This is a genomic window from Clostridium coskatii, from assembly GCF_001675205.1.
In the GTDB taxonomy this organism is placed as follows: domain Bacteria; phylum Bacillota; class Clostridia; order Clostridiales; family Clostridiaceae; genus Clostridium_B; species Clostridium_B ljungdahlii.
This window is the reverse complement of the sequence record NZ_LROR01000084.1, coordinates 1-24,530: the sequence shown is the minus strand read 5'-3', so window position 1 is coordinate 24,530 and position 24,530 is coordinate 1. Positions and strand designations below refer to the sequence as shown.

Here is a 24,530-nt window from a genome sequence, read left to right as displayed (position 1 = left end):
TTTTACAGACTTATTATATAATAAGTCATTTGGCCTGTCAATTATACTTTATATATTTTTTTACAATATCTATTGAAACTGTAAAATATGCACATATCTGTACTACTATCATATACATATCTGTACCATTATTCTAGTAAATAGTTCCACACAATCCTTCAAATTTTGCAACTATTCCATCGAAATTTTACTTTCCAACTTTTCCTTCAATATCCTTCCAAACTTCTTCATCCTTTTTATCTTTAATTATCTTATATTCATTTCCTTTTATAGATGTATCAAATTGGCAAATAGCAGAATAAATACAATAACTACATCCTGTCTTGCTTTTATTTTTATATGGAGCTGCCTCTATATCCCCTTCTAGTATCTTTTCACTTAAATCTACTATTGTGCTTCTTACATATTTCCTTAGTAATTCAAATTGCTTCCTAGTTGCTAGAGACGATTGAGTCTTTGAAAGGTTGCCATCTTTCTTTATGGAAGCACATATAATATCTGAAGTTCTTTCCATTTCACTATCCATTTGCCTTATTATCTCAGGATCATTTAAAAGCAATCCATTCATCCTAAGACTCTTAAGTATCCTCTTCTCTATCTCAGAGTCACTTATATTTCCTTCTGTTTTTATTATGGGATCATCCAATTTAAAATATAATATTCCTCCCGGTATACCTTCTTTATTAAATTTTTCATCCAGTTCCGCAAGTATGGCATCCAAATATATTAAAAGCTGCATTTGAAAACCATAATATATGTCTGACAGCTTAAATTCCTTTGTACCAGATTTGTAGTCTATTATTCTAAGATATACAACTGAATCCTGCTCTAATAAATCTATTCTATCCACTCTACCTATGAGACTAACTTCTTCTCCCGAGTGAAGTTTTATTGAAATAGGAGGTATATCTCCGGAGTCTCCAAAAGAAAGTTCATAAGCCCTTGGTACAAACTTACCTCTTTTCATATGTTCTGCTATAAGCCATACTGACCTTGTAAGTATTTTTTTTAAATTATCTGTAATATGTTTATACTTCTTTGAACTGTTCAATATGGATCCTGGCATACCACTTAAAGTACTATCTACTACAACTTTTACATTTTCCTCACACCAATTCCTATCTATATCATTCCAGGTTAACTTTTTTTCTTTTAACTGTATGGAAAACTTTTTAAGTATATCATGCATAAAGCTTCCTAAATCCGGAGAACTTAAATTATACATTTTTCTATCTTCAACTTTAAGTCCATACTGTACAAAATATGCAAAAGGGCACTCTGAAAATTTCTCTAATCTTGAAACACTTATATTCAAATGGCTTCCATAAAGTCTTCTAACTTTACTTTTATCTAAAATTTCAATGTAATTGTTATATGAAAATCCTTTTAAAACAGTTTCAACTTTCTTACTCCAACTAGGATCATTTTTATACCATCTATATACGTTAATCCAAAGTGGATCTACAGAATTGTTATCTTCTATGCTTCTTCTTATATTTGAAATCAATTCATTAAATGTATCTTTAGGTCCATTTACAGCTTCTATTCCTGCTTTATCTCCCAAAATACCTTTTAAATTACTCTCTTCTTGAACCTTAGGAAATAATTTTTTTATAATAGATATGACAATAGATTGTCTCTTACTTTTTCCCTCTTCATCACTCATTGAATAGCTTAATGTTAAATATTTGTCTGCTTTAGTAAGTATTCCATATACTAAAAGTTGTTCTTCAAAAGCCCTGCTTCTAGTATCTTTTGCAAGTTCCATTCCTCTTTTCCTCAATTCATCCCTGTCTTCATCCGTAAATACTCCATCTGCAGATATAGATGCTGGAAATATTCCATCGTTAACTCCAACAATATAAAGTATTCTTACATCGTGACTTCTTAACCTGGTTACACTACTGACTAAAACTTGGTCTAAGGATGCAGGTATTACTCCTATTTCATATTGAGAAAAGCCATTTGCAAGTACTTCACTAAATAGCCCCATTCCAATGGATTCATCTCCTATAACAACTGCTATTTGATCTAATATATCTACTACTATATTCCATATTTGGCTATACTCATTTGCTTTATCTAATTTAGAAGTATTTCTAAATTTCTTTATAAGTGCCTCCACTTTTTCTGGCACCTCTAAATTGAGCAAAAAATTATATAGTCCTTCACACATCTGTTGTCCTGTCTTCTTACCTTTTATATCCTCTGAAAGCTTTAAAATAGGTTCTCTAACTTTATCCCTTATACAGTTTATCTTTTTTAAATATTCTGTCTCTTCTTCAGATATTTCTTCATCAAAATTTCCATAGTTTATTCTATAATTCCACGGCTTTGGATCAGTCCACTTTTTTCCTATTATTCCATTGGCAAGCACATAATTTTCTAACATATCTATCTCGTCAAATTCTAAATTCAAAAGTCCCGTTTTTAAATATCTAAATACAGCTTCATAGGACCAATTTTTTGAAAGTATTTCTACAGCCGAAATTATTAAAATTATAATAGGACTATCATCAATTTCCCTTTTTTTATCTATAAAATAAGGTATATTATATTGATTGAACACAGCTTTTATAATATTTTCATATCCATCTAAATCTCCCGTCACAACTGAAATATCTCTAAATCTAAACCCCTCATCCCTGCACATTTTTAATATATCCCGAGCAGTATTTTCCACTTCAGTATATTTATTTAAGGCTTTAAATATTCTTATACTTGAACTTGATCTTTTATAAGTTTTGTAAGGATACGAAAAAATGTATTGTTCTAGATGCCCAAGCTCTGCATTACCTTTAAATCTGCTGTAAGAATTAGATTTTAATGCCATTGGTTTGTCATAAGCTATATTATTATTTTTAGCTATTTCTAAAAGTTTTTTTTCGGTGATTTTTGTAGGTAAAAATAAATCCATACTTTCAAGAGAAGAATTCTCGCTTAAAATATCTGTACATAAGGTTACATTTGTCCTATATGATTTACATATAATCTTTTCCAGCACTTTATATTCTTGCGGCGTAAAACTATAAAATTCATCAATCCATACTTCCGCATTGTTAAAAAAATTAGATCTATCAAGTTTTTCATATAGCAGGGATAGTATATCATCAGAATCTATATAATTCTTATGAAGCCTCTCTTGAAACTCCGAGTAAATTATTATTATATCTTCTAACTTGTTTTTCAGATTTATATTTTCTATTCTATCCAAGCTATCTTGTAAGAGTTTAATTGATATGTTATACTTTTTTAATTCAGTTATCATATCTGAAATCATATTTACAAAGCCTTGTTTTTTAGTAGATTTCCCAAATACTTTTAATTTCTTTTTATTCCTCTCTATTATTTCATAGAGAAGTATAGCTTTTCCTGAATCATTTACATGCTTTCTTGTACCACCACCTACTTCACCAAACACTCTTTCTGCAGCTCTCTTAAAGCTCAATACCTGAGCTTTTAACATACCCTTTTGTCCCACTGATTTTAATAAATTTTTCTCTGCTTGAAAAGAAAATTGTTCAGGTACCAAAAGTATGAGGTTTCTATTCTCATTTTCTTCTATTCTCTTTTTTATGCTCTGAAGGCAATAATAACTTTTACCACTTCCTGCCCTTCCATATATAAACCTTATGCTCATAATAATCACACACCTGTAATATTAATTTTTCTTCATATTCTTAATTAATTTATTCCATTCATCTACATAACTTCCTAATGACCACTGAGACATAACTGCTGTTTCTCCATTTTTTAAGTCAAACTCCTTGTCTAGTTTGCCTATTTTTTTATTATTTAAAGAATAGATTTTTAACTCAGTTTCAGTTAAAACAACTATAAAATCCCTATTGGGAGAAGTATATGCATCTACTGCATCTGGTATCTCTTTTTTTATTACATCAAATGATGGATATAAATCATCATAATCAGTTAGAATTGTGGGAGCTGCATACATCACATCAAAATCACCATAAGGAATTCTTCCTCTTAGCATCCATCTTCCGCTTCTCCTATCTACAGACCAATTAGTTTGTAACTTATTTTCATCTATTTTATTTTTACTTAAGTTCATCTTTTTTAAATACAAATCTGTACTATATTTTAATCTACTCCCTGCATCATCCCCAAAAGCTTTAGAAAAATCCATCTTATTTCCATTGAAATTATCTAGAGGAAGTACACTAAAATCTCCTCTTTCAAATCTTTGGTCACCATCATCATCATTATAAACTTTCTTGTCATCCATAGAAATATATTCTTCACCTACAAATAATATTTCGCTGCTAATCCCAGAAATGCTGCGATATTTAATTCTTGAAGTTTTATTGTTTCCAAGGGGTTCGCCCCAAACAATATCCTTTTTCACATCTTTTTCCCATACTTTTTTTACTCCAACCTTCCAAAATCCACTTTTCCTTGGGACTACTAAATCTTTTATATTAACAATAGGCATAATCTTCCCATATGAGGAACTTATCCACAAAGTTCTATAATTATACCCTAGTCCCGACTCATCAATACACTTAAGTCCTAAAAGCAATCCGGATTTAGAATTCGTCTCTTTTTGACTCTTTGGAATTATAAGCTTAGGATTATTTTTATCTATATTTTTATCTATATTTTTAAATTCAGAATTGTTTATTTGTGTGCCGTACTTAACGAAAAAAAATATTATTCCATCTGTAAACTTTAACATTACGTTTTTATTTATCTGAATGAATTCATCAAAAAAATTATCTTCAGAAGACACAGTAACTACTTTTATGCGTTTTTCATTTATCCCTATGGAAGAAGGATCAATTTTAAAATTACTTTGAAAATAATCTTTACTATCTAAAACTTTTACTTTAAAACTAGGATTTTTGCATATCAAATTATCAAAGTATACTCCTTTATCACTGAATTCAGCCTTTTCACCTAGCATACTTTTAGCCTTGTCCTCAGAAATAGAAGAGTCACCTGTAAATACATATCTATCTAAAATCCATGTTCCTGCTATAGGTAAATTTATGTTCTTTACGGGAACAATGTTGGGATTAAGAGAGGAATTTATATTTTTATACACTACAAATACTATACATACAACTAAAATACCAATAAGTGCAGTAAGCTTTTTCAAAAATATCACCTTTTCTAAAATTCTAGTTGTCTTCTACTGGAATGGTCAAGGTTATTTCCGTTCCCTTAACCAGTTCACTTGTTATCTCAATTTTTCCTCCATGAAGTGAAACTATTTCTTTGCATATTGATAGTCCTATTCCATTGCTGCACTTGTCACTTTTGCCTTTAAAAAACTTCTCAGTGACTTTTGGAAGTTCATCTTCAGGTATCCCGATTCCAGTATCATCTACTATCATAATTAAGTTTTCATCTCTCACGAAAGCCTTTAAAGTTACCTTTCCCCCTTCTTGTGTAAATTTAAAAGCATTGTCCAGCAAATTGTTAAGCACCTGTTTAATTCTATTTTCATCCAGTAAAATCAAAGGCATGTTATCCTGAACTTTTACAGAAAAGTTTATATTTTGTCGCCATGCCCTTAGAGAAAATTGTTTTTTTATATATTCTATAGTATTTTTTATATCTACATAATCTTTTTTCAATGTAATTTTACCAGATATAAATTTAGAAAAATCTAAAAGTTCTTCTACCATTTTAGTTAGCCTATCACTTTCATTTTCTATTATCTCAAGTCCAGTTTGTAATTCTTCCTTATCACTGAAATCTCCAGTTCTCATAGTAGACGCCCATCCCTTTATAGATGTAAGTGGGGTTCTGAGTTCATGGGATACGGATGCTACAAATTCATTTTTTAGCTTCTCATTTTTTAATATTTCATCTGCCATAAAATTTAGTGCATCAAATAGTTCCCCTATCTCATCGTCTCTCTTTTTCTCAATTCTCTCATTAAATCTTCCACTAGCCATTTTTCTTGCCATAGCTGTGACCTCTCTTAACGGTCTTGTTATACTATTTGAAATGAACACACTTATAATTCCTGCCATTATTATTACTGCAATTCCTATAAATATGAGCATAAAAGATATTTTTTTTATTATCATGTCCACTTCTGAAAGAGAAGTAACAAATCTAAGTACTCCTTCAACTTTTCTATTAGATTTTAAAGCTTTAGATACATACAACACTTTTTCACTAGTTTTTTTATCTGTTTTTATAGAAATGCCTAATTCTCCATTTAAAGCATCTTTTATGTCTTCACCATTCACTTTACCAGGTATAAAGTTTCCTATAGAATCCATAAGCATTCTTCCTGAAACATCTATTACTTGAACTTCTGCAGAAGTATTTTTCCAAAATATATCTGCATTGTCACTTATATTTTTTTTTAAACTGGAAGAAGCTAGATAGCTATTATAAAAATCTACGGAAACTTTTATCTGATTAGAAACCATATTCTCCATATTTTTATAATAGTATCTGCTAATGGAAAATATTAAAAAAGATTCAATTATCACTACAGTAAAAATTATTATAAATAGATAGCTTCCTATCATTCTTTCCTTTATTCCATTTAACATATTATTCTTTTCTCCACCTATACCCTACTCCCCAAACAGTCTCAATATACTTTGGTTTTGAAGAATTTTCTTCTATCTTCTCTCTAAGCCTTCTAATATTTACGTCAACTATTTTTGCATCTCCAGGATAGCTATACCCCCAGACAAGATTTAGGAGTTCATTCCTATTTAAAGCTTTTCCTTGATTTTCTATAAATATTTTCATCAACATATATTCTTTTGGGGTAAGTTCTAATTCCTGTTCACTTCTATAGACTTTCATGGCTCCTTCATCTATTTTAAATTCACCCGATACAAGCACTTCATTTTTACTATCACTTTGTAATCCTATTCTCCTCAAAAGTGCATTTACTCTAGCTATTAACTCTTGGGGGTTAAAAGGTTTTATTACATAGTCATCTGCTCCAAATCCAAAACCCATTATCTTGTCCGTATCCTGACTTCTGGCTGTAAGCATTATTATACCCATCTTAGGAAATTCTCTTCTAAGTATTTCACAAGTCTTGAATCCATCCATTCCAGGAAGCATTACATCTAATATCGTAACTATTGGATCTTCAACTCTTGCCTTTTCTAAAGCTCTTTCTCCCGTACTTGCTTCTATCACTATAAACTTGTTTCTTTTAAAATTTATTTTTAAAAACCCTCTTATAGAAGCTTCATCTTCCACTATTAAAACCTTTTTCACACAAACTTCCCCCATATTTCAATTATCAATTTCAATTTAAAAGTATATAATCTCTCAAACTACAATTTTTTAACCTTTAACTAAAGTTACCAACTTCTTTTGAATTCAACTACCTATATAGATAGTCAACTCTACAATTAAACTTATCCAAATTGTCAGTTTGATTTAAATTCTAAAGTTATAAATACAACTGAGGTTTATAATAAGCACTTTCAAGTAATTATAGATTAAACTTTATAATCTATAGGGGCTCCAATTGAAATTTAAACTTATACATAACATATAATGACAAAATTGAAGGAACATTTAAAAACTTTTCCATAAGTCTTAGTGAAGTATTTTAGAAAATCTTAGGAGCTTAAATATGTTTGAGGCACGAGTTTATCTAAGTTCCTTTAGATTTTCAAAATACTGAACTTTAGACTTATTAAAGTTTTTAACGTGATGAAATTTGTCATTATATGATTTAAGTATAAGTTGACTTTTCATTTAGAAACTTATATAAGGATTACTTCTTTTGAAGCATATCTGCTATAGCAGCCATATTACCAAGAGAAGAAATGGACTCATTTGGCAATATCAATTTATTTGCTGGATTTTTAGCCATTTCCTTCAATGCTTCTACCTGTTTAAGTGCTATTACCTTTTCATCTGTACCTGAATCAATTATAGATCTATTAACAAGGTGAATTGCCTTGGACTGCGCTTCTGCTACAGATTCTATTGCCTTTGCTTTACCTTCTGCCTCCAACATTTGAGACTGTCTCAATCCTTCAGCTCTTCTTATATTTGCTTCCTTTTCAGCTTCGGCTTGCAGTATCTTGGCTTGCTTTTCACCTTCAGCTCTTGCTATATCACTCTGTTTCTGACCTTCTGCCTGAAGTATAACAGCCCTTTTATCACGCTCTGCCTTCATCTGTTTTTCCATAGCTTGCTGAATCTCAGCCGGTGGAATAATGTTTTTAATTTCTACAGACAATATTTTTATGCCGTATGCGTCTGTTATCTCATCCACTACTTTTAAAAGCTCTGCATTTATTTTATCCCTTCCCGACAGTACTTCATCTAAGGTCATATCTCCTACAATATTTCTCATATTGGTTATAGTTGAAAAAACTATACCTGCTTTGTAATCTTCTATATTATACACAGCATCCTTAGCACTTAATATCTTGTAAAAAATAACATTGTCAATAGATATCTTTACATTGTCTTTAGTTATAACACTTTGAGGTTCAATATCTAGTATCTGCTGTTTATTTGAAATTTTTCTTCTCGCAAAATCAGCAAAAGGAATTAGAAAATGCCATCCTGGTTCCAATACCCTATGAAATTGTCCAAATCTCTCTATAATAGTTACATAACCAGTGTTTACTACCTTCATAGAAGAAACTATAACTGCAATAATAGCTACAAGTACAATCAAAATGAAAATTTTACTTATCATATATTTACATCTCCTTTTTTATAATAACTTTATTTCCTTCCATACCAATTATCTTTACGGTATCTCCATCCTTAATAGTATATCCTTCATTCTTTATATTCCAGTATACTCCATCAATTCTTATTCCATTATTCTTTTCCATTTCCTTATCTATAGTGACCTTCTTTCCCACATAAGTTTTTTCCCTAAGCAAAGTAGGTTTTATAGATTTTTTAATATTCTTTTTAACTATAGGATAACAAACAGCTGTAAGCACTATACTAACTGCTAAAAATACTACAAGTTGAACTATAAAGGAATATTTTAATATTCCTGCTACAATGGCAGCAATCGCTCCTATAGTAAACCATACAAATAGGAAAGCACTAGTTACCATGTCTACAAATAGGGCTACTAAACCAATTACAGTCCATAAAATAATATTAAACATGCAAATTCCAACCCCCTATCAAAATTTTTCTATCTTTATATTATAAATAGTATACTACATCTATTCATCAATAAAACTGATTTTATATAAATTTTATTTTTACATCCATAAATTAAAGCTAGCATCTGAAGGCATTCTCCAATCTCCTCTAGGAGATAAACTTACAGTACCTACCTTAGGTCCATCTGGAATTGCAGATCTCTTGAATTGTTGAGTAAAAAATCTTTTTGTAAATACTTTCAGCCATTTACAAATAACATCATTAGTATAATCATTTTTAAAAGCTTGTTTTGCCAAAAACAATATCTTCTCAGGCGAATAACTATGCCTAACAAAATAATATAAGAAAAAGTCATGAAGCTCATATGGACCCACTATGTCTTCTGTCTTCTGAGCTATCTTTCCATTTTTGTCTTTAGGCAAAAGTTCTGGGCTTACTGGAGTATCAAGTATATCTATTAAAATATCCGATATATTTTTTGATACCTCTTTATCTGCTACATATCTTACTAAATATCTTACCAAGGTTTTAGGTATGGAACAATTCACACTATACATAGACATATGATCGCCGTTGTAAGTGCACCATCCAAGTGCAAGCTCAGAAAGATCACCTGTCCCAATTACAAGTCCACCTTCCTTATTTGCTATGTCCATTATAATCTGCGTTCTCTCCCTTGCCTGGACATTTTCATAAGTTACATCATGTATTTCTCTGTCGTGGGATATATCTTTAAAATGTTGAAGGCATGCATCTACTATGTTTATTTCTCTAAGTTCCGTTCCTAAACTTTTACACAAATCCACCGCATTATTATAAGTTCTATCTGTAGTACCAAATCCCGGCATAGTAACAGTTATTATATTGTCTCTCGATATCTTTAACATATCAAAGGTTTTCACTGTAACAAGCAAGGCCAAGGTAGAATCAAGTCCACCTGATATACCTATAACCGCTCTTTTTAAATTAGTATGACTTACTCTTTTAGCAAGAGCAGAAGTTTGTATATTAAATATTTCCCTACATCTAATTTCCCTTTCATCTTTACCTGAGGGTACAAAAGGATGTTTGTCAACAGTTCTGTCAAATTTTCCATAATCCATAGTTTCAAATTGAAATTTAACTTCTATAGGTTTCTCCAAAAATAACTTTACACTATCTCTAAAGCTTACATTTCTTAAACGCTGTGCAGCTAATCGTCCTAAATCTACAATTGTAGTAATAACTTGATTTTCTCTTTTAAATCTTTCTCCAGATTCTAGAATTGCTCCATTTTCAGAAATACACATATCCCCGCTAAACACTAAGTCTGTAGAAGATTCAAACACTCCACAAGATGAATATATATAAGAACACATGCATCTAGCACTTTGAGATGATATTAAATTTCTTCTATAAGTGGATTTACTTACGACTTCATTAGATGCAGAGAGGTTTCCTATAATGTTTGCACCCATAAGACATAAATAACTGCTTGGAGGTACTACTGTCCATAGATCTTCACATATTTCAATTCCAAATTTGAAATTACCACAGGTAAATATCAAGTTTGTTCCAAATGGAATATCTTCTTGAAAATAAAAGTTAACCTTTTCATCTGTAACCTTTAGCCCCTCTGTAAACCACCTTTTTTCGTAAAACTCCTCATAATTTGGAATATAACTTTTGGGAACAATACCTAGAATACTACCCTGGAATATTATGTATGCACAATTATAAAGACAACAATTATATGTAAGAGGTGCCCCTACAGCTATTAGTATGTCTATATCTTTTGAGTAATCACACAGCTTTTTTAAAGCTTCTACGGATTTCTCCAAAAGCAGCTGCTGTTCAAAAAGATCTGCACAGGTATACGAGGTTATACAAAGCTCCGGAAAAACTACAAGCTTTGATTTTTGCTCTAGAGCTCTATCTATACAAAGCTTTATATTATTTAAGTTAAATTCTATATCTGCTACATTTGTTAAAGGACATGCTGCAGATACTCTTACAAAATCCATTGATGACATTATATTTTCCTCCCTAATAATCTTTTAACTTTTATTATATACTTTATATTATAAGTGATATAAAGCAAATTTAAAGCTATTTATGAGTTTAATCTTAAATCCTAAGAAATTGCCTTTTCATTTAGATAAGTGTAAACTGTACAAGGATATTTTTTACTTAGGAGGAGGAAAATATGACTAAAGATAGATTAGCAGAATTAGACATAATGAGAGGAATTGCTTTTATTTTAGTAGTAATACAGCACACTTTTGGCGGTTATTCTTTTATAAAAGATATTTCTCTAGGAAATAGACTTATTTCAAAATTTATTTATTCAATAGGTAAAACTGCTGTACCTATGTTTGTAGCATTAACTGCCATATGCCTCATTTATGTATATTATGATCATATGAATGTATTAAACTTCTATATCAAAAAATTAAAATTTTTAATTTTACCTTATATCTTTTGTTCCCTTATAAATGATTTAATTTTAAACCACAGCACCTATGGTTTTACAAACTTTATAGGACAAATAGTTACCGGTAGTTCTGCCTACCATTTATGGTATATGGGCATGATAATCAGATTATATTTATATATACCCTTAATCTTTCTATTTATAAAGAAATTAAATGGTACAAGCACTTTTATAAAAAAATCGTTTTTTATATTTTCTTTTGTGCTATACTACTTAATGCTAAAAAACAACAATCATGTTACTTCTGCAATTGGAAAATTATTATTTGGAACACCATCTAAATTGCAGCAAAGTTTTATAAATATAACACCTTTACTATGGATTTTTTATTTTGTAGTGGGATCATATATGATTTTTAATTATACAAATTTAAAAGCTATAATAAAAAAATACAAATATGCACTTATTGGCGGATACACTATACTTTTATCATATTTTTATTATGATGATGTAAAAGATTTTATAGGTAATCCACTGCCATTTATTAAATTTGACCATGCTTTATATATAGTATATGTAACTACAGCAATACTTTTCTTCTATATGCTATCTCTTTATATAGACACCATCAACAAAAAAATTAGTATTTTACTATCATTTATAGGAAAGTATTCTTTTCCAGCATATATGCTCCATATTATTGTTATTCAAAAATGGTCAGAAAAGATACCTTCAACTCACTATCTATATAGTCCATTAATAAAACTTTTAGTAACTATAATAATAACTCCTATTATTTGTTGTATGATAAGTTACATTCCTGGAAGTAGATACCTGATAGGTATTAGATCAAAATTTAAAAACAAATCTATAATAGTACAGAAGTTAAAAATAAATGTTAACAGGTAGATTGTTTTTGTTTAAATGAATTTATTTATTCTTTTTATGTACTAACATTTTAATCAATGAATCTTACTTAGTGGGAATTTTTTTCTCCCACTAAGTTTAGATGAATTATCTAGGGGCATAACTACTGTTATCTCCCACTTTGATAGAAGTGGGAGTGTTACAGTAGGTAGCCATCAGATAAATTCAAATTCAATAATATTAATAAAAAAGAAGACTTTGGGAAAAATATTCTAGAGAAAATCCAATATTCTATTTGAAAAAAGCCAGCTTCAGTTGGATATAAATATATTTGGGTAAGCTTCTTTAGATAGCCATTATATAAAACCTACTTTAAATACTAACTTAACTAGCAGTAACTATAATATTATTATATAATATGTTTGAAGTAGAAGTATTTTAAACATTACAGGGGAGTGAAAATATAGTTGATACTAATAGGGAAATTTAATAAACTAAAAATAACCAGGGAAGCAAGTTTCGGATACTACTTAGATGCAGGAACAGGTAGAACTAAAGACGATATACTTCTTCCTAAAAATGATATTACTGAGGATACCCTTTCCATTGGCGATGAAGTCAATGCATTCATATATAAGGACTCAAAAGACAGAATAATATCCACTTTAAAAAAACCTAAGGCAGAAATAGGTGAACTTGCATATTTAAAAGTTGTAGCTAATACTAGTTTCGGGAGTTTCGTAGATATAGGCTTGGAAAGAGATGTACTTGTACCTTTAGCAGAACAAAAATATAAGCTTACTCCAGAAAAATACTATTTATTTTATCTATATGTAGATAAAACCAATAGAATTGCAGCTACTACGGACATAGACAGATATCTGCTTACCTTAGATGTTGAGAACAATGAAGAAGATGAAAAATACACACTTGGCAGTGAAGTAAAAGGGACTATTTATGGATTTCAAACCAATAACAGTGCTATGGTAGCCGTAGATAATCTTTATCGAGGGGTTATATTGAATAATGAATATTTTACAGATATTTATCCTGGGGATGAACTCAAATTAAGAATAAAAAGAATATACGAAGATGGCAAATTAGGACTCACTCCTAGAAGCGTACCTAAAAATGAAAGATTATCTTTAGAGGAGTCTATATTAGATTATTTAGAAAATCATAATGGTTTCATGCCATATAATGATAAAAGTTCTCCAGAAGATATAAGAAATACCTTTCATGAAAGTAAAAATTATTTTAAAAATGCTTTAGGTGGACTCATGAAAAGACACCTTATCCTACAAGATGAAAACGGAACAAGACTTAAAAACACCAAATAATATAGGGGTTTGCAGCTTGAAAGTTAACTTATGCAGGCCATGTAATGACAAATTTCAACACCATAAAAACTTTTGACAAGTCTAAAGCTCGGTATTTTGAAAATCTAAAGAAGCTTATATAAACTCGTACCTCAGACATATATAAGCTTCTAAGGTTTTCTAAAATACCTCGCTAAGACTTACGGAAAAGTTTTTAACGTTGTTTTCAATTTTGTCATTACATTTTATGCATAAGTTTAAATTTCAATTGAAAACCCTATATTCTAACTTAAAAATCAACTTATGTGCAGGAATATTTTTACAATAATGAAGCTCTTTTAAATATTTAATGAACTGAAGGTTGTAAGAAATATCCGGAGTATAAGTTGATTTTTTACTTAGAAACTTTACATTTTCTACAAACAAGCTTTATAATTTCATTCACTAAAAGAGGTACCAAAGAAAGTGCTAATACAAATATCCAATCATTTATTGTAAGTTTAAACACTTTAAATATTGAAGACAAGAAGGGTACTGTAATAACTATACTTTGCATTATTATACCGACAACTATTGCACCTATTAAATACTTATTACTGAAAATTCCAACCTCAAACATAGATTTTTCATGATGTCTAATACTTAAAGTATAAAATAGCTGTGATACACTTAACACTACAAAAGCCATAGTCTGCGCATGTATAAGTGAATTAGCATACAGCTTAGTTCCTATATAAAAGGCAGCTAAAGTAAGTACTCCTATTAAAATACCGTTCACTACTAAAAATACTCCGCTCTTACCTGAAAATAATCCTTTACGTGGATCTCTAGGTTTTTCTTTCATTATATCAGGATCATCAGGATCTACTCCAAGAGCTAAAGCTGGAAGACTATCCGTTATAAGATTTACCCAAAGGAGATGAATTGGCCTTAAAATTGTAGGCCACCCCAAAACTATTGCCATAAATAGTGCTATTATTTCTCCTATATTGCATGAAAGAAGAAATAATATAGATTTTCTTATATTATTATATATATTTCTTCCTTGTTTTACAGCTTCCACTATAGTTGAAAAGTTATCATCTGTAAGCACCATATCTGCAGCTCCTTTTGCCACATCTGTTCCCGTAATTCCCATTGCTACGCCTATATCTGCAGTTTTTAATGAAGGCGCATCATTTACACCATCTCCTGTCATAGATACTATATTCCCTTTTTTCTTCAATGCCTTTACTATATTTACTTTATGCTCTGGAGATACCCTAGCAAATACTTTTAAATTATCGATTCTATCATGTATATCTTTTTCTGATAATTTATCAAATTCAGCTCCTAATATAGCCTGAGACTCGTGATCTGCTATACCAAGTTCTTTTGCTATAGCAAAAGCCGTATTTTTATGGTCCCCAGTTATCATAACTATCCCTATGCCAGATTTTTTACACTCATCTATAGATTTTTTTACATTTTCTCTAGGAGGATCTATCATTCCCACAAGACCCACAAAGGTCAATCCACTTTCCATTGAATCAATTTGGATTTTAGGTGAATCTATAACTTTAAAGGCAACTGACAAAACCCTAAGTGCTTCATTTGACATAGAATTTGCTGCATTAAGTACATTTGACTTTAATTCTTCTGTAAAAGGGACAGCCTCTCCCTTCAGATATATATTTTCACAAATTTTAATTAAATTATCTACTGCACCTTTCGTAATTATACGATACTTATTCCCATATTTATTTAAAGTAGTCATAAGTTTTCTGTCTGAATCAAAAGGTATTTCATTTACCCTACTGTGTTCCTTGTTTTCATCAGATTTAAATACATTGAATTTAACACCCATTTCTAAAAGTGCAATTTCAGTAGGATCTCCAGTCTTAGAACTTTCTGAATAAGTAGCATCATTACAAAGTACCATATTTTCTACAAGTTCTTTATGTATATTATTTTTTAAATCAACAGCTGAAATGTTATTTAAAATATTGTCTGCATAAAACTTTGTAACAGTCATCTTATTCTGTGTCAAAGTCCCTGTCTTATCTGAACATATTATATTTACAGAACCGAGTGTTTCTATAGCTGGGAGTTTTCTAATTATTGCATTTTTACCTATCATTCTCTGTACTCCTACTGCAAGCACTATAGTAACCATAGCTGGCAGACCTTCAGGAATAGCAGCTACAGCTAAACTTATAGCCGTTAAAAACATCTCAAATAAATCTCTCTTTTGAATCAATGATGTTATAAACATAAGTACACATATAATAATAACTACAAAGCCAAGCATTTTGCCAAGCTGACCTAACTTTCTCTGCAGTGGAGTTAAATTTTTTTCATCATTATCTAACATTTTGGCTATTTTACCTATTTCAGTATTCATGCCAGTTGCTACAGCCACACCTATACCTCTTCCATAAGTGGCTAGGGTGGACATAAATGCCATATTTTTTTGATCTCCAAGAGCTATATCCTGATCTTCTAAAATATCTTCTACATACTTATCAGAAGGCACAGATTCTCCTGTTAATGCAGATTCCTCTATTTTCAAATTTCCGGTTTCAACAAGTCTTAAATCACAAGGAACGTACTTACCCGCATCTAATATGATTATATCTCCTACTACTATATTTTCAGAAGAAATCTCTATAACTTCTCCATTTCTTTTAACCAATGCTTTAGGCACCGAAAGCTTTTTTAGAGAATCCAATGCTTTTTCAGCTTTTGATTCTTGAATTAAGCCTATTACTGCATTTAATACAACTACAACCATTATTATGATTGCATCACTTATTTCACCAAGTGCCGCTGAAACCACTGCCGCTGCAACCAATATATATATAAGTACATCATTTACTTGTTCAAGTAAAAGCCTTAAAATTGATTTTTTCTTTTTTTCAATTAACTTATTTTCTCCATATTTTTTTATTCTAATTGAAGCTTCCTCAGATGTTAATCCATTTATTACATCTGTAGCAAATTCTTTTGTTATTTCTTCAATACTTTTTTTGTACCACATAAAATCCCCTGCCTTTCATTCTATTTTTTGAATTCACCGCAATCTTATACACATTAAATACTTATTGTTGTCACAAAATGATACTCTGCAGGATAATATATGTTTATATATTATCAAAATCAAAAAATATGTATTTTAATTTAATTTTAAATACAATTAACTATATTTTTCACAAAATATTATATATAATAGATATATAACTCGACTTTCGCAAGTTACGAATTAATAATGAAAAATTAATAGTAATGGAGGATTATTATGGAAATTTCTAGAATTGGTGTAACTTCTAAACCTTCTTCAAGTAATAAAAATATATCTGTTAAAAAAGACTTTTCCCAGAGTTTTAATTCACAAATGGAGAAAAAGTCAGAGCAGGAACTTAAAAATATGTTTGATAGTATAAAAAAGAAAGGAAACAGACTTGCCATAACAAAGTGCTATTCAGATGTAAGATCTTATAAAAAAATGATAAAAGAATACCTTGAATCCGTCTTAAGTTACATGTATAGCGTAAAAAAGGATATAAGCTTCTGGCAAACTCAATATTTCATAACTGTAGATACTATAGATAGTAAATTAGAGGAGTTAACTAATATGCTCATGAGTGAACAAAAAGATAACTTAAACGTAGCAGCTACTATAGACGATATAAGCGGTCTTTTAGTAGATATATATAAATAAGGGCTTATTTATATAACTGAGGCTAACAAAAGAATTTCTTCATTATCATTATATATTTTGGGAAATTGGGTTATTGGAAGTGGATTAGTACCTTTTCCAACTTCTATAGTAAATCCAGGTCTGCCATGGCTTTTTATGAACCAATCCTTATATCCTGAATAAGATGTTATTCCTGAAGTCTGTTCTAATCTATATCCACTTACCCTGGCAAACAATTCTCCTATCCTCCTTGATTCTGGAGGTGTAAGTGCATTGTACTGCCAGTAAATAACCTCACCCTGACTGTGATATGCCAAAACTAACCTAAAATTATGACTATTTGTAAATACTACCATAGACCTAGTTTCAGGTTCTGATTCAGGATAAGGCCCTGAATACCTGGTAGGTCCTGGACCATATACACCATAACTGGGCTCTGCAGCTTTTGAAAACTCCCACCCTGCATTATAGTTATGATTAATATCTACTCCTCTATTGTTAGCTTGCCAATCCTTAGAAAAATTAGTTTTTCCTTTATTCCACCTTATAAGTTCATTATAAAACGGATTACTTCTCTGTAATCCATTTAAAACTAAATCCACGCCATCTGGATTTACCATTGGAACTATATATATACTACTTCTCCTCCATATATCAGCAGGGCTATAACCTCTTATATTTCTGCCCTCTGCGTAAGCTTTTGCAAAGTTTTCTATAAACTTCATTAAAAGTGGGGTGGTAATCCATTCCAAACTATGATGAGATCCATTATAAGATACCTCATTAGGACCCACTCCAAGTCTCACATAGTAAATCTTCCTTCCAAGCACACTTTGTCCTGCATTTCCTATAATTATAAAAGGATATCTAGCTTCTAGTCCCACTAAATCTTGTTCCAATATATCATAAGTGTAATTTATATTTGTATCAACTACGTCTATATCATAAGGCACCTTAAGTATTGTTCCCGGGATCAACCCCAATGCATGTACTTGTGGATTAGCTACTGTTATTTTGTAAACTTGAGTTTTATATTCTTGGGCTATATTATACAATGTGTCCCCTGGCTTTACAATATAAGTATTATAACCAAGTATAAAATCTCGTAAAACCCTATACGTATTAGGACCTATTATGCCATCAGGAGCTAATCCATTATTTTTTTGAAAATTTTTAACTGCTTCCTCTGTTTCTCTGCCATATATCCCATCTATGGTATTTAAATTGTATCCTATTTTCCTCAGCACAGCTTGTATTTTCATAACCTGAATGCCTATGGAGCCCAGTTTAAATATTGGCATATGAATTCCCCTAAATATTATTACTATATTATTTTTATGCAAACTTTATAAATATGTGATTAATGTATTGTTTTCTAATATTCACTATAATTTTTAGCCCTTTCAATATAGTCTTCTGCTGACCATCTAAGAGACTTCTTTTCTTCCAAAGTAAGTCTCCTAATTACCTTTGCAGGTGAACCCATACATAACACCCCTGAAGGTATTTTTTTATTTTTAGTTACCAAACTTCCTGCTCCTATGATGCTCTCGGAACCAATTTCCGCATTATCTAAAATTATAGAGCCCATACCAATTAAAGAATTATCTCCAATTTTGGCTCCATGTATCACTGCATTATGACCAACAGTAACATATTCTCCTATCTCTGCTGGGCTTTTTTCACCAGTATGAACAGTGCAGTTATCCTGTATGTTACTTCCTTTTCCTACATATATATTACTTACATCACCTCTAAGTACAGTCCCAAACCATATGTTTGCATCTTCACAAAGTTTAACTTTTCCTATAACTTCTGCATTATCTACTACAAAACAGCTTTTATCTATATCTGGTACGTAATGTTCAAATTTTCTTATCATATAATTTACTCTCCTTAAGAATTTAATATTTGAAAACCTATATTTAAATTATAAATCATTATAGTTGCAAAATAAAAACATATGAAGAAAAAAAACTATATTATTTTAAAAATATGCTAAAATATAATACATATTATGAATTGAGTTTTTCTAAAATATATCATATAATATAATGACACTATATATGGTATTTATGTAATCTTATTTACACTATATATAGTATTTTTATTTAATTATGCTTATGGAAACTAACAATTTCATATAACACTTTAATTAAAAAACCCTTAAATATTATTTATTAGGAGGTAGGCCAATTGGACTGCGTAAAAGACTTGTTTAAAAGATACTTTACAAAATCTCTTAAACAAAACAATAATAAAACAGTATATGATTTATTTAAATGGAAAAAAGTTGACGTGTTCTTAAAAGATCATAAAACAGGAAAAGTATTAGTTGATATGAAGAATCTAGAATTTCCTGAAAATTACTCTCAAAATGCTTGCGATATAATAGCTTCTAAATATTTTAGAAAAGCTGGAGTTCCTGGAGAAAATGGTTATGAAAATAGTATGAAATCTGTAACTCACAGGATGGTAAATTTCTGGTGTGAATCACTAAAAGATGAAGGACTTATAAAAACAGAAGAGGAGTCTTCTATTTTTTATGATGAATGTGCATATGCTCTCTTAAATCAGATGTGTGCTCCTAATTCTCCTCAATGGTTTAATACAGGTCTTAAATTATCTTATGACATATGTGGTGCTAAACAGGGAAATTACTACTTCGATGAAAACCTCAATAAAGTAGTAGAGTCTAAAGATAATTATACAAGGACTCAGGCTTCTGCTTGCTTTATACTTTCTATTGAAGATAAACTTCTAGGATCACATTCCATATCAAATCAATTTGTCACAGAGACAAAATTATTTAAGGGAGGTTCTGGAACTGGCACTAATTTTTCTACTATAAGAGCAAAAGGTGAAAAATTATCTGGTGGAGGCTCTTCTTCCGGACTTATGAGTTTTTTAAAAGCATTGGATAAAAATGCAGGAGCTATTAAATCTGGTGGTACTACAAGAAGGGCTGCAAAAATGGTATGCCTTGATGTAGACCATCCCGAAATAATGGACTTTATAAACTGGAAATCCAAAGAAGAAGACAAAGTAAGAGCTCTTGGTAAAATGGGATATGATACAGATATCGATGGTGAAGCTTACGAAACTGTATCTGGTCAAAACAGCAATAATTCAGTAAGATTTTCCGATGAATTTATGAATAAGGTAAGCAAATTAGAACAAAACCCAGATGATACCATTGAGCTTATTGGTCGAACTGACCCAAAGCTTAATAGGATAGAAAAAATAAAAAACATATGGGATGCCTTTAATAATTCTGCCTGGAAATGTGCTGATCCTGCACCTCAGTTCAGTACTACATTTAATGCCTGGCACACCTGTCCTGCAGGTGAAGATGGCAAACTAAATGCTCCTTATAACAGGATAAATTCTACAAACCCCTGCGGAGAATATGCTTTTTTGGATGATACTTCCTGTAACCTTGCTTCTATAAATATATACAAGTTCTATAATATAACCAATAACACTTTTGACATAGAAGGATATTTGCACATAATAGATCTTGTTCAGCTTATTCTTGAATCTTCAATACACTGGGGACAATTTCCTACAGAAGATATAGCTAGAAAAACTTATCTTTTTAGAACCACAGGACTTGGTATATCAAATATAGCTTCGTTATTTATGGTTATGGGGTATCCTTACGATTCAGATGAAGCTAGAACTTTAGCTGCATCACTTGTTGGAATACTTACAGGTGAGTCTTATTACGTATCTTCTCTTATGGCAAAAGAAATAGGTCCATTTAAAAAGTTTGAAATAAATAAGCCCTATATGATGAGAGTTTTAAGAAATCATGCCAGAGCAGCCTCTGTAGATATAGAGTCTCTCCAAGCAATTCTAGGGAATAACTTTTCAAATGAATTTGAAGATCTAAATTATGTTCCGTTAAAAGTAAAACACAGCGTTTTAAAAAAGGAAGGACTTTCTTACATAGGAAAGACTTTAAAAGATTGTTGGATAAATGCACTTAAAAGTGGTATCAAATTTGGATACAGAAATGCCCAAGTTTCAGTTATAGCACCTACAGGAACCATATCCTTCGCCATGGACTGTGGAGCTACTTCAATAGAACCATTTTTCAGTCACATTGTTTATAAGAAGTTATCTGGAGGAGGATTCATGACTATTATAAATCCTGTAATAACCATTGCCCTTAAAAACCTAGGCTATACCTCTGAACAAATAGAAGACATACTGTCCTATGTACTTGAAAAGGAAAATGTATCTGAAAATGACTATACTTATGAAAAAATACTGGATGGCAAAATAGAAGGTGCACCTCACTTAAAAGATGAACACCTAAGCATATTTGATACTTCAAATAAATGCGGCAGCGGCGAAAGATATATTGATCCTATGGGACATGTAAAGATGGTAGCTTCTTTGACCCCTCTTATATCGGGTTCCGTATCTAAAACTGTAAACTTGCCTAAAACTGCTTCAGTACAAGATTTTAAAGATGTTGTTCTTACCTCTTGGAAACTAGGAGTTAAAGGCATTACCCTTTATAGGGATTCTTCTAAAGCTGCTCAGCCTTTAAATACCACTTTGTCAGATTCCAATGATATAAATATCGAAGATTTTACCTATAACCAACTTTTATCAAAGGTAAAGGAACTACAAAAAGGAATAAAGTATTCAAAGCGAGATAAAATTATTGGAATTCGTAAAGGAACTACGCACCCTGCTCAAATAGATGACGTTAAAATATACACTACAGTAAACAGAAATTCTAATGATGAAATATCTGAAATATATATAACTACAGATAGAGAGGGTACTATAATAATGGGTCTTCTAAATTCCCTGTCTAAAGCAATATCCGTTATGCTGCAATACCATGTTCCACCTCAGGATATATCACGAATGCTCAGGGGACAAAAATATGAGCCTTATGGATTTGTTCAGAAGCATCCCTACATAAAATATGTATCCTCAATTTCAGACCTTATAAGTAAAGTAATTGATATAGAACTGGGAGATTTTTCAAGGTGTCAAGTTAAACCTGAAAATTACGATAAAGACAGCTTAGTTTTAGGCAATTCTTCACCTGAATTAAACACCATAAAAACTAATGTAAATGAGACAAAAATAAAAAAAATAGATGGTGAAAAAGTTTATGGTACAGTATGTCCTACTTGTTCAAGCACTAGAATGGTGAGAAATGGCACCTGCATGGTATGTCTTGACTGCGGTTCTACTACAGGATGCAGTTGATTGGTAAAGTAGTTGGTTAACAGTTTAAAAAAATTACAAAACAATTTAATTGGAAGTTGAGTTAATAAATATAAATTTAATTAGGTGGGTGTTAAATTTGAAAAAAATACTACATGTAATAGCTCAAAGGCCTGAAAAAACAGGCAGTGGTACATATCTTCAAGCTTTAATAGAGCAGGGAGATAAAAAAGGTTATTCTCAAGCTGTAATAGCAGGTATCCCTGCAGATGAATTTAACATACACTTTAAAGAAAATGTTAAGTTTTATCCTGTAGTTTTCCAAACAGAAAAGCTTCCTTTTCCCGTAGTAGGTATGACAGATATAATGCCTTATAAAAGTACTATGTATAGAAAATTAGATAATGATATGCTAATCAAATGGAAAAATGCCTTTTCTGAAGTTCTTACAAAATCAGTAGCAGAATTTAGACCTGATATAATAATAACTCACCATTTGTGGATACTTTCCGCAATGGTGAAAGAAATGTTTCCACTTATAAAAACAATAGCAATATGTCATGGTACAGACTTAAGGCAAATGGATTTAGCTCCTAATTTTAATAATTATGTATCCAAATATTGCAGAAATATAGACAATATAGCTGCTCTGCATGAAGATCAAAAAAATGAGATAATAAAAAAATATCAAATATCCAAAAATAAAATTACTGTAGTTGGAGTTGGTTTTAATCCAAACATTTTCTATACTAATGATACTGAAAAAAACATGGATAAGATAAAACTTATTTATGCCGGAAAATTAAATTTTGCAAAAGGAATTCCATCCCTTATAAAATCTTATAATAAACTAGATATAGATAGAAATTCTATAGAACTCATTTTAGCAGGCTCTGGCACAGGCAGCCAATTTAAAGCCATTGAAAAAATGGCTGAAGAAAGCAGATTAAGAATAATATTAAAAGGTTCGATTTCTCAAAAAGAATTATCAAAGCTCTTTAGAGAAAGTCATCTTTTTGTATTTCCATCCTTTTTTGAAGGGCTCCCTTTAGTATTAACTGAAGCCCTTGCATCTGGCATGTTAATAGTAACTACAAACTTGCCTGGTGTCAAAGATTTTTTTGGAGATTACATTAACAAAAAAGGTTTAATAGAATATGTTAAAATGCCTTCTCTGAAAAGTTTAGATGAACCTTTTGAAGAAGACTTACCTAACTTTGAAAAGGAATTTTCCAAGTCTATAGAAAATCAATTAGAAAAAATTAAAAATAAATACTATAAAAAAGACCTAAAAGTAAAACAAATTATAGATAATATGTCTTGGAAAGGTGTTTTTAATAAAATAGAAAATTTGTTTTAATTCATAATTTACTTCAACATTGCCCATTGTATACAACTTATTTTTTATACAATGGGCTTATTTTTTATATTATTCATCAAATAAAAATAAGCTCTAGATACTTAGAAACGAGTATTTAAAGCTTATTTTAGATAACAATTTTAAAATATATTTTCGTCAGTCTATGCTATGATTGAAAGATTAAACACTTAATCATTAGAAGAAAAAAATATAAAAATTTTAACTAAATTTTAGAGTATCTCTTATTCCTTCCAATACCTGTCGTACAGGTTATTCATGTGTTTAGGCATTTTTTCATTGCTTCTTCTTCAAACTTATTTTCAATCTTACGTATGTTCTCAATCTCCTGATCCGTAGCCCTTTCAGCTGCAAATTTAGCAATTATAGGAGTTTTCATTTTAGCTAAAATACCAAAATAAATTTTGTGAAATACTAACTATATTATCCGTATTAATTAGTGATAAGATATAGGTAATTGCGAAACTCACTGATAAAAATGAATAAAAGATGTTTAGAAGTTGCAAAAGCATTGTTAGAAGTTTAAAGACAAATTTTTATGATTTGAAATAACCATATTGATAAAAAAAGGCGCAC

Annotated in this window: 16 protein-coding genes; 5 read left to right on the top strand and 11 right to left on the bottom strand. The window is 30.5% G+C overall.

Going from position 1 to position 24,530, the window contains the following annotated elements:
• Positions 1 to 187 precede the first annotated feature (187 nt).
• The 7 genes from addB to CLCOS_RS18105 all read right to left on the bottom strand — a co-directional run bounded on the left by addB (position 188) and on the right by CLCOS_RS18105 (position 11,117).
• Positions 188 to 3,640 (bottom strand): helicase-exonuclease AddAB subunit AddB, encoded by a 3,453-nt coding sequence (gene addB, locus CLCOS_RS18135; RefSeq protein ID WP_063601771.1) that lies wholly within the window; start codon positions 3,638 to 3,640, stop codon positions 188 to 190.
• A gap of 21 nt (positions 3,641 to 3,661) precedes the next feature.
• Complete coding sequence (locus tag CLCOS_RS18130; protein ID WP_242866956.1) at positions 3,662 to 5,128, bottom strand: hypothetical protein; 1,467 nt, start codon at positions 5,126 to 5,128, stop codon at positions 3,662 to 3,664.
• A gap of 13 nt (positions 5,129 to 5,141) precedes the next feature.
• Positions 5,142 to 6,536: a sensor histidine kinase gene (locus tag CLCOS_RS18125; protein WP_063601769.1), complete on the bottom strand. Its 1,395-nt coding sequence runs from the start codon at positions 6,534 to 6,536 to the stop codon at positions 5,142 to 5,144.
• A 1-nt stretch (position 6,537) separates the two neighbouring features.
• Positions 6,538 to 7,224: a response regulator transcription factor gene (locus CLCOS_RS18120; RefSeq protein WP_192847921.1), complete on the bottom strand. Its 687-nt coding sequence runs from the start codon at positions 7,222 to 7,224 to the stop codon at positions 6,538 to 6,540.
• 508 nt (positions 7,225 to 7,732) lie between these two features.
• On the bottom strand, positions 7,733 to 8,671 hold the full coding sequence (locus CLCOS_RS18115) for an SPFH domain-containing protein (RefSeq protein WP_013237364.1): 939 nt from the start codon (positions 8,669 to 8,671) through the stop codon (positions 7,733 to 7,735).
• 4 nt (positions 8,672 to 8,675) lie between these two features.
• Positions 8,676 to 9,101: an NfeD family protein gene (locus tag CLCOS_RS18110; RefSeq protein ID WP_013237363.1), complete on the bottom strand. Its 426-nt coding sequence runs from the start codon at positions 9,099 to 9,101 to the stop codon at positions 8,676 to 8,678.
• A gap of 99 nt (positions 9,102 to 9,200) precedes the next feature.
• Positions 9,201 to 11,117: an NAD(+) synthase gene (locus tag CLCOS_RS18105; RefSeq protein ID WP_192847922.1), complete on the bottom strand. Its 1,917-nt coding sequence runs from the start codon at positions 11,115 to 11,117 to the stop codon at positions 9,201 to 9,203.
• 170 nt (positions 11,118 to 11,287) lie between these two features.
• On the opposite strand from CLCOS_RS18105, the gene CLCOS_RS18100 reads away from it, so the two are divergent.
• Complete coding sequence (locus CLCOS_RS18100; RefSeq protein WP_063601766.1) at positions 11,288 to 12,424, top strand: acyltransferase; 1,137 nt, start codon at positions 11,288 to 11,290, stop codon at positions 12,422 to 12,424.
• A 425-nt stretch (positions 12,425 to 12,849) separates the two neighbouring features.
• The gene (locus CLCOS_RS18095) at positions 12,850 to 13,722 is read left to right on the top strand and encodes a CvfB family protein (RefSeq protein WP_063601765.1); all 873 of its coding nucleotides are present in this window, start codon (positions 12,850 to 12,852) and stop codon (positions 13,720 to 13,722) included.
• A 373-nt stretch (positions 13,723 to 14,095) separates the two neighbouring features.
• On the opposite strand, the gene CLCOS_RS18090 is transcribed toward CLCOS_RS18095, so the two are convergent.
• Positions 14,096 to 16,720 (bottom strand): calcium-translocating P-type ATPase, PMCA-type, encoded by a 2,625-nt coding sequence (locus tag CLCOS_RS18090; RefSeq protein ID WP_063601764.1) that lies wholly within the window; start codon positions 16,718 to 16,720, stop codon positions 14,096 to 14,098.
• Between the two features lie 258 nt (positions 16,721 to 16,978).
• Between CLCOS_RS18090 and CLCOS_RS18085 the strand changes: the two genes are divergently transcribed.
• On the top strand, positions 16,979 to 17,401 hold the full coding sequence (locus tag CLCOS_RS18085) for a YaaR family protein (RefSeq protein ID WP_063601763.1): 423 nt from the start codon (positions 16,979 to 16,981) through the stop codon (positions 17,399 to 17,401).
• An 8-nt stretch (positions 17,402 to 17,409) separates the two neighbouring features.
• Here the strand turns inward: CLCOS_RS18085 and CLCOS_RS18080 are convergent, their stop codons facing one another.
• Both CLCOS_RS18080 and CLCOS_RS18075 read right to left on the bottom strand, forming a co-directional pair.
• Positions 17,410 to 18,681, bottom strand: coding sequence for a M14 family metallopeptidase (locus CLCOS_RS18080; protein WP_063601762.1), 1,272 nt, complete (start codon positions 18,679 to 18,681; stop codon positions 17,410 to 17,412).
• A 74-nt stretch (positions 18,682 to 18,755) separates the two neighbouring features.
• Positions 18,756 to 19,262: a gamma carbonic anhydrase family protein gene (locus CLCOS_RS18075; RefSeq protein ID WP_063601761.1), complete on the bottom strand. Its 507-nt coding sequence runs from the start codon at positions 19,260 to 19,262 to the stop codon at positions 18,756 to 18,758.
• Between the two features lie 314 nt (positions 19,263 to 19,576).
• Here CLCOS_RS18075 and CLCOS_RS18070 point away from each other — a divergent pair, with 314 nt between their 5' ends.
• A complete protein-coding gene (locus CLCOS_RS18070; protein WP_063601760.1) occupies positions 19,577 to 22,618 on the top strand; it encodes a vitamin B12-dependent ribonucleotide reductase in 3,042 nt (1,013 codons plus the stop codon).
• Between the two features lie 88 nt (positions 22,619 to 22,706).
• Positions 22,707 to 23,936: a glycosyltransferase family 4 protein gene (locus tag CLCOS_RS18065; RefSeq protein WP_242866954.1), complete on the top strand. Its 1,230-nt coding sequence runs from the start codon at positions 22,707 to 22,709 to the stop codon at positions 23,934 to 23,936.
• Positions 23,937 to 24,210: 274 nt separating this feature from the next.
• Here the strand turns inward: CLCOS_RS18065 and CLCOS_RS23020 are convergent, their stop codons facing one another.
• On the bottom strand, positions 24,211 to 24,333 hold the full coding sequence (locus tag CLCOS_RS23020) for a hypothetical protein (protein ID WP_153042963.1): 123 nt from the start codon (positions 24,331 to 24,333) through the stop codon (positions 24,211 to 24,213).
• Positions 24,334 to 24,530 lie beyond the last annotated feature (197 nt).

Coding starts and splice junctions, on each gene's coding strand:
- CLCOS_RS23020 (WP_153042963.1), bottom strand. CDS start 24,333: ATGAAAACTCCTATAATTGCTAAATTTGCAGCTGAAAGGGCTACGGAT.
- CLCOS_RS18090 (WP_063601764.1), bottom strand. CDS start 16,720: ATGTGGTACAAAAAAAGTATTGAAGAAATAACAAAAGAATTTGCTACA.
- CLCOS_RS18080 (WP_063601762.1), bottom strand. CDS start 18,681: ATGCCAATATTTAAACTGGGCTCCATAGGCATTCAGGTTATGAAAATA.
- CLCOS_RS18085 (WP_063601763.1), top strand. CDS start 16,979: ATGGAAATTTCTAGAATTGGTGTAACTTCTAAACCTTCTTCAAGTAAT.
- addB (WP_063601771.1), bottom strand. CDS start 3,640: ATGAGCATAAGGTTTATATATGGAAGGGCAGGAAGTGGTAAAAGTTAT.
- CLCOS_RS18075 (WP_063601761.1), bottom strand. CDS start 19,262: ATGATAAGAAAATTTGAACATTACGTACCAGATATAGATAAAAGCTGT.
- CLCOS_RS18110 (WP_013237363.1), bottom strand. CDS start 9,101: ATGTTTAATATTATTTTATGGACTGTAATTGGTTTAGTAGCCCTATTT.
- CLCOS_RS18125 (WP_063601769.1), bottom strand. CDS start 6,536: ATGTTAAATGGAATAAAGGAAAGAATGATAGGAAGCTATCTATTTATA.
- CLCOS_RS18100 (WP_063601766.1), top strand. CDS start 11,288: ATGACTAAAGATAGATTAGCAGAATTAGACATAATGAGAGGAATTGCT.
- CLCOS_RS18115 (WP_013237364.1), bottom strand. CDS start 8,671: ATGATAAGTAAAATTTTCATTTTGATTGTACTTGTAGCTATTATTGCA.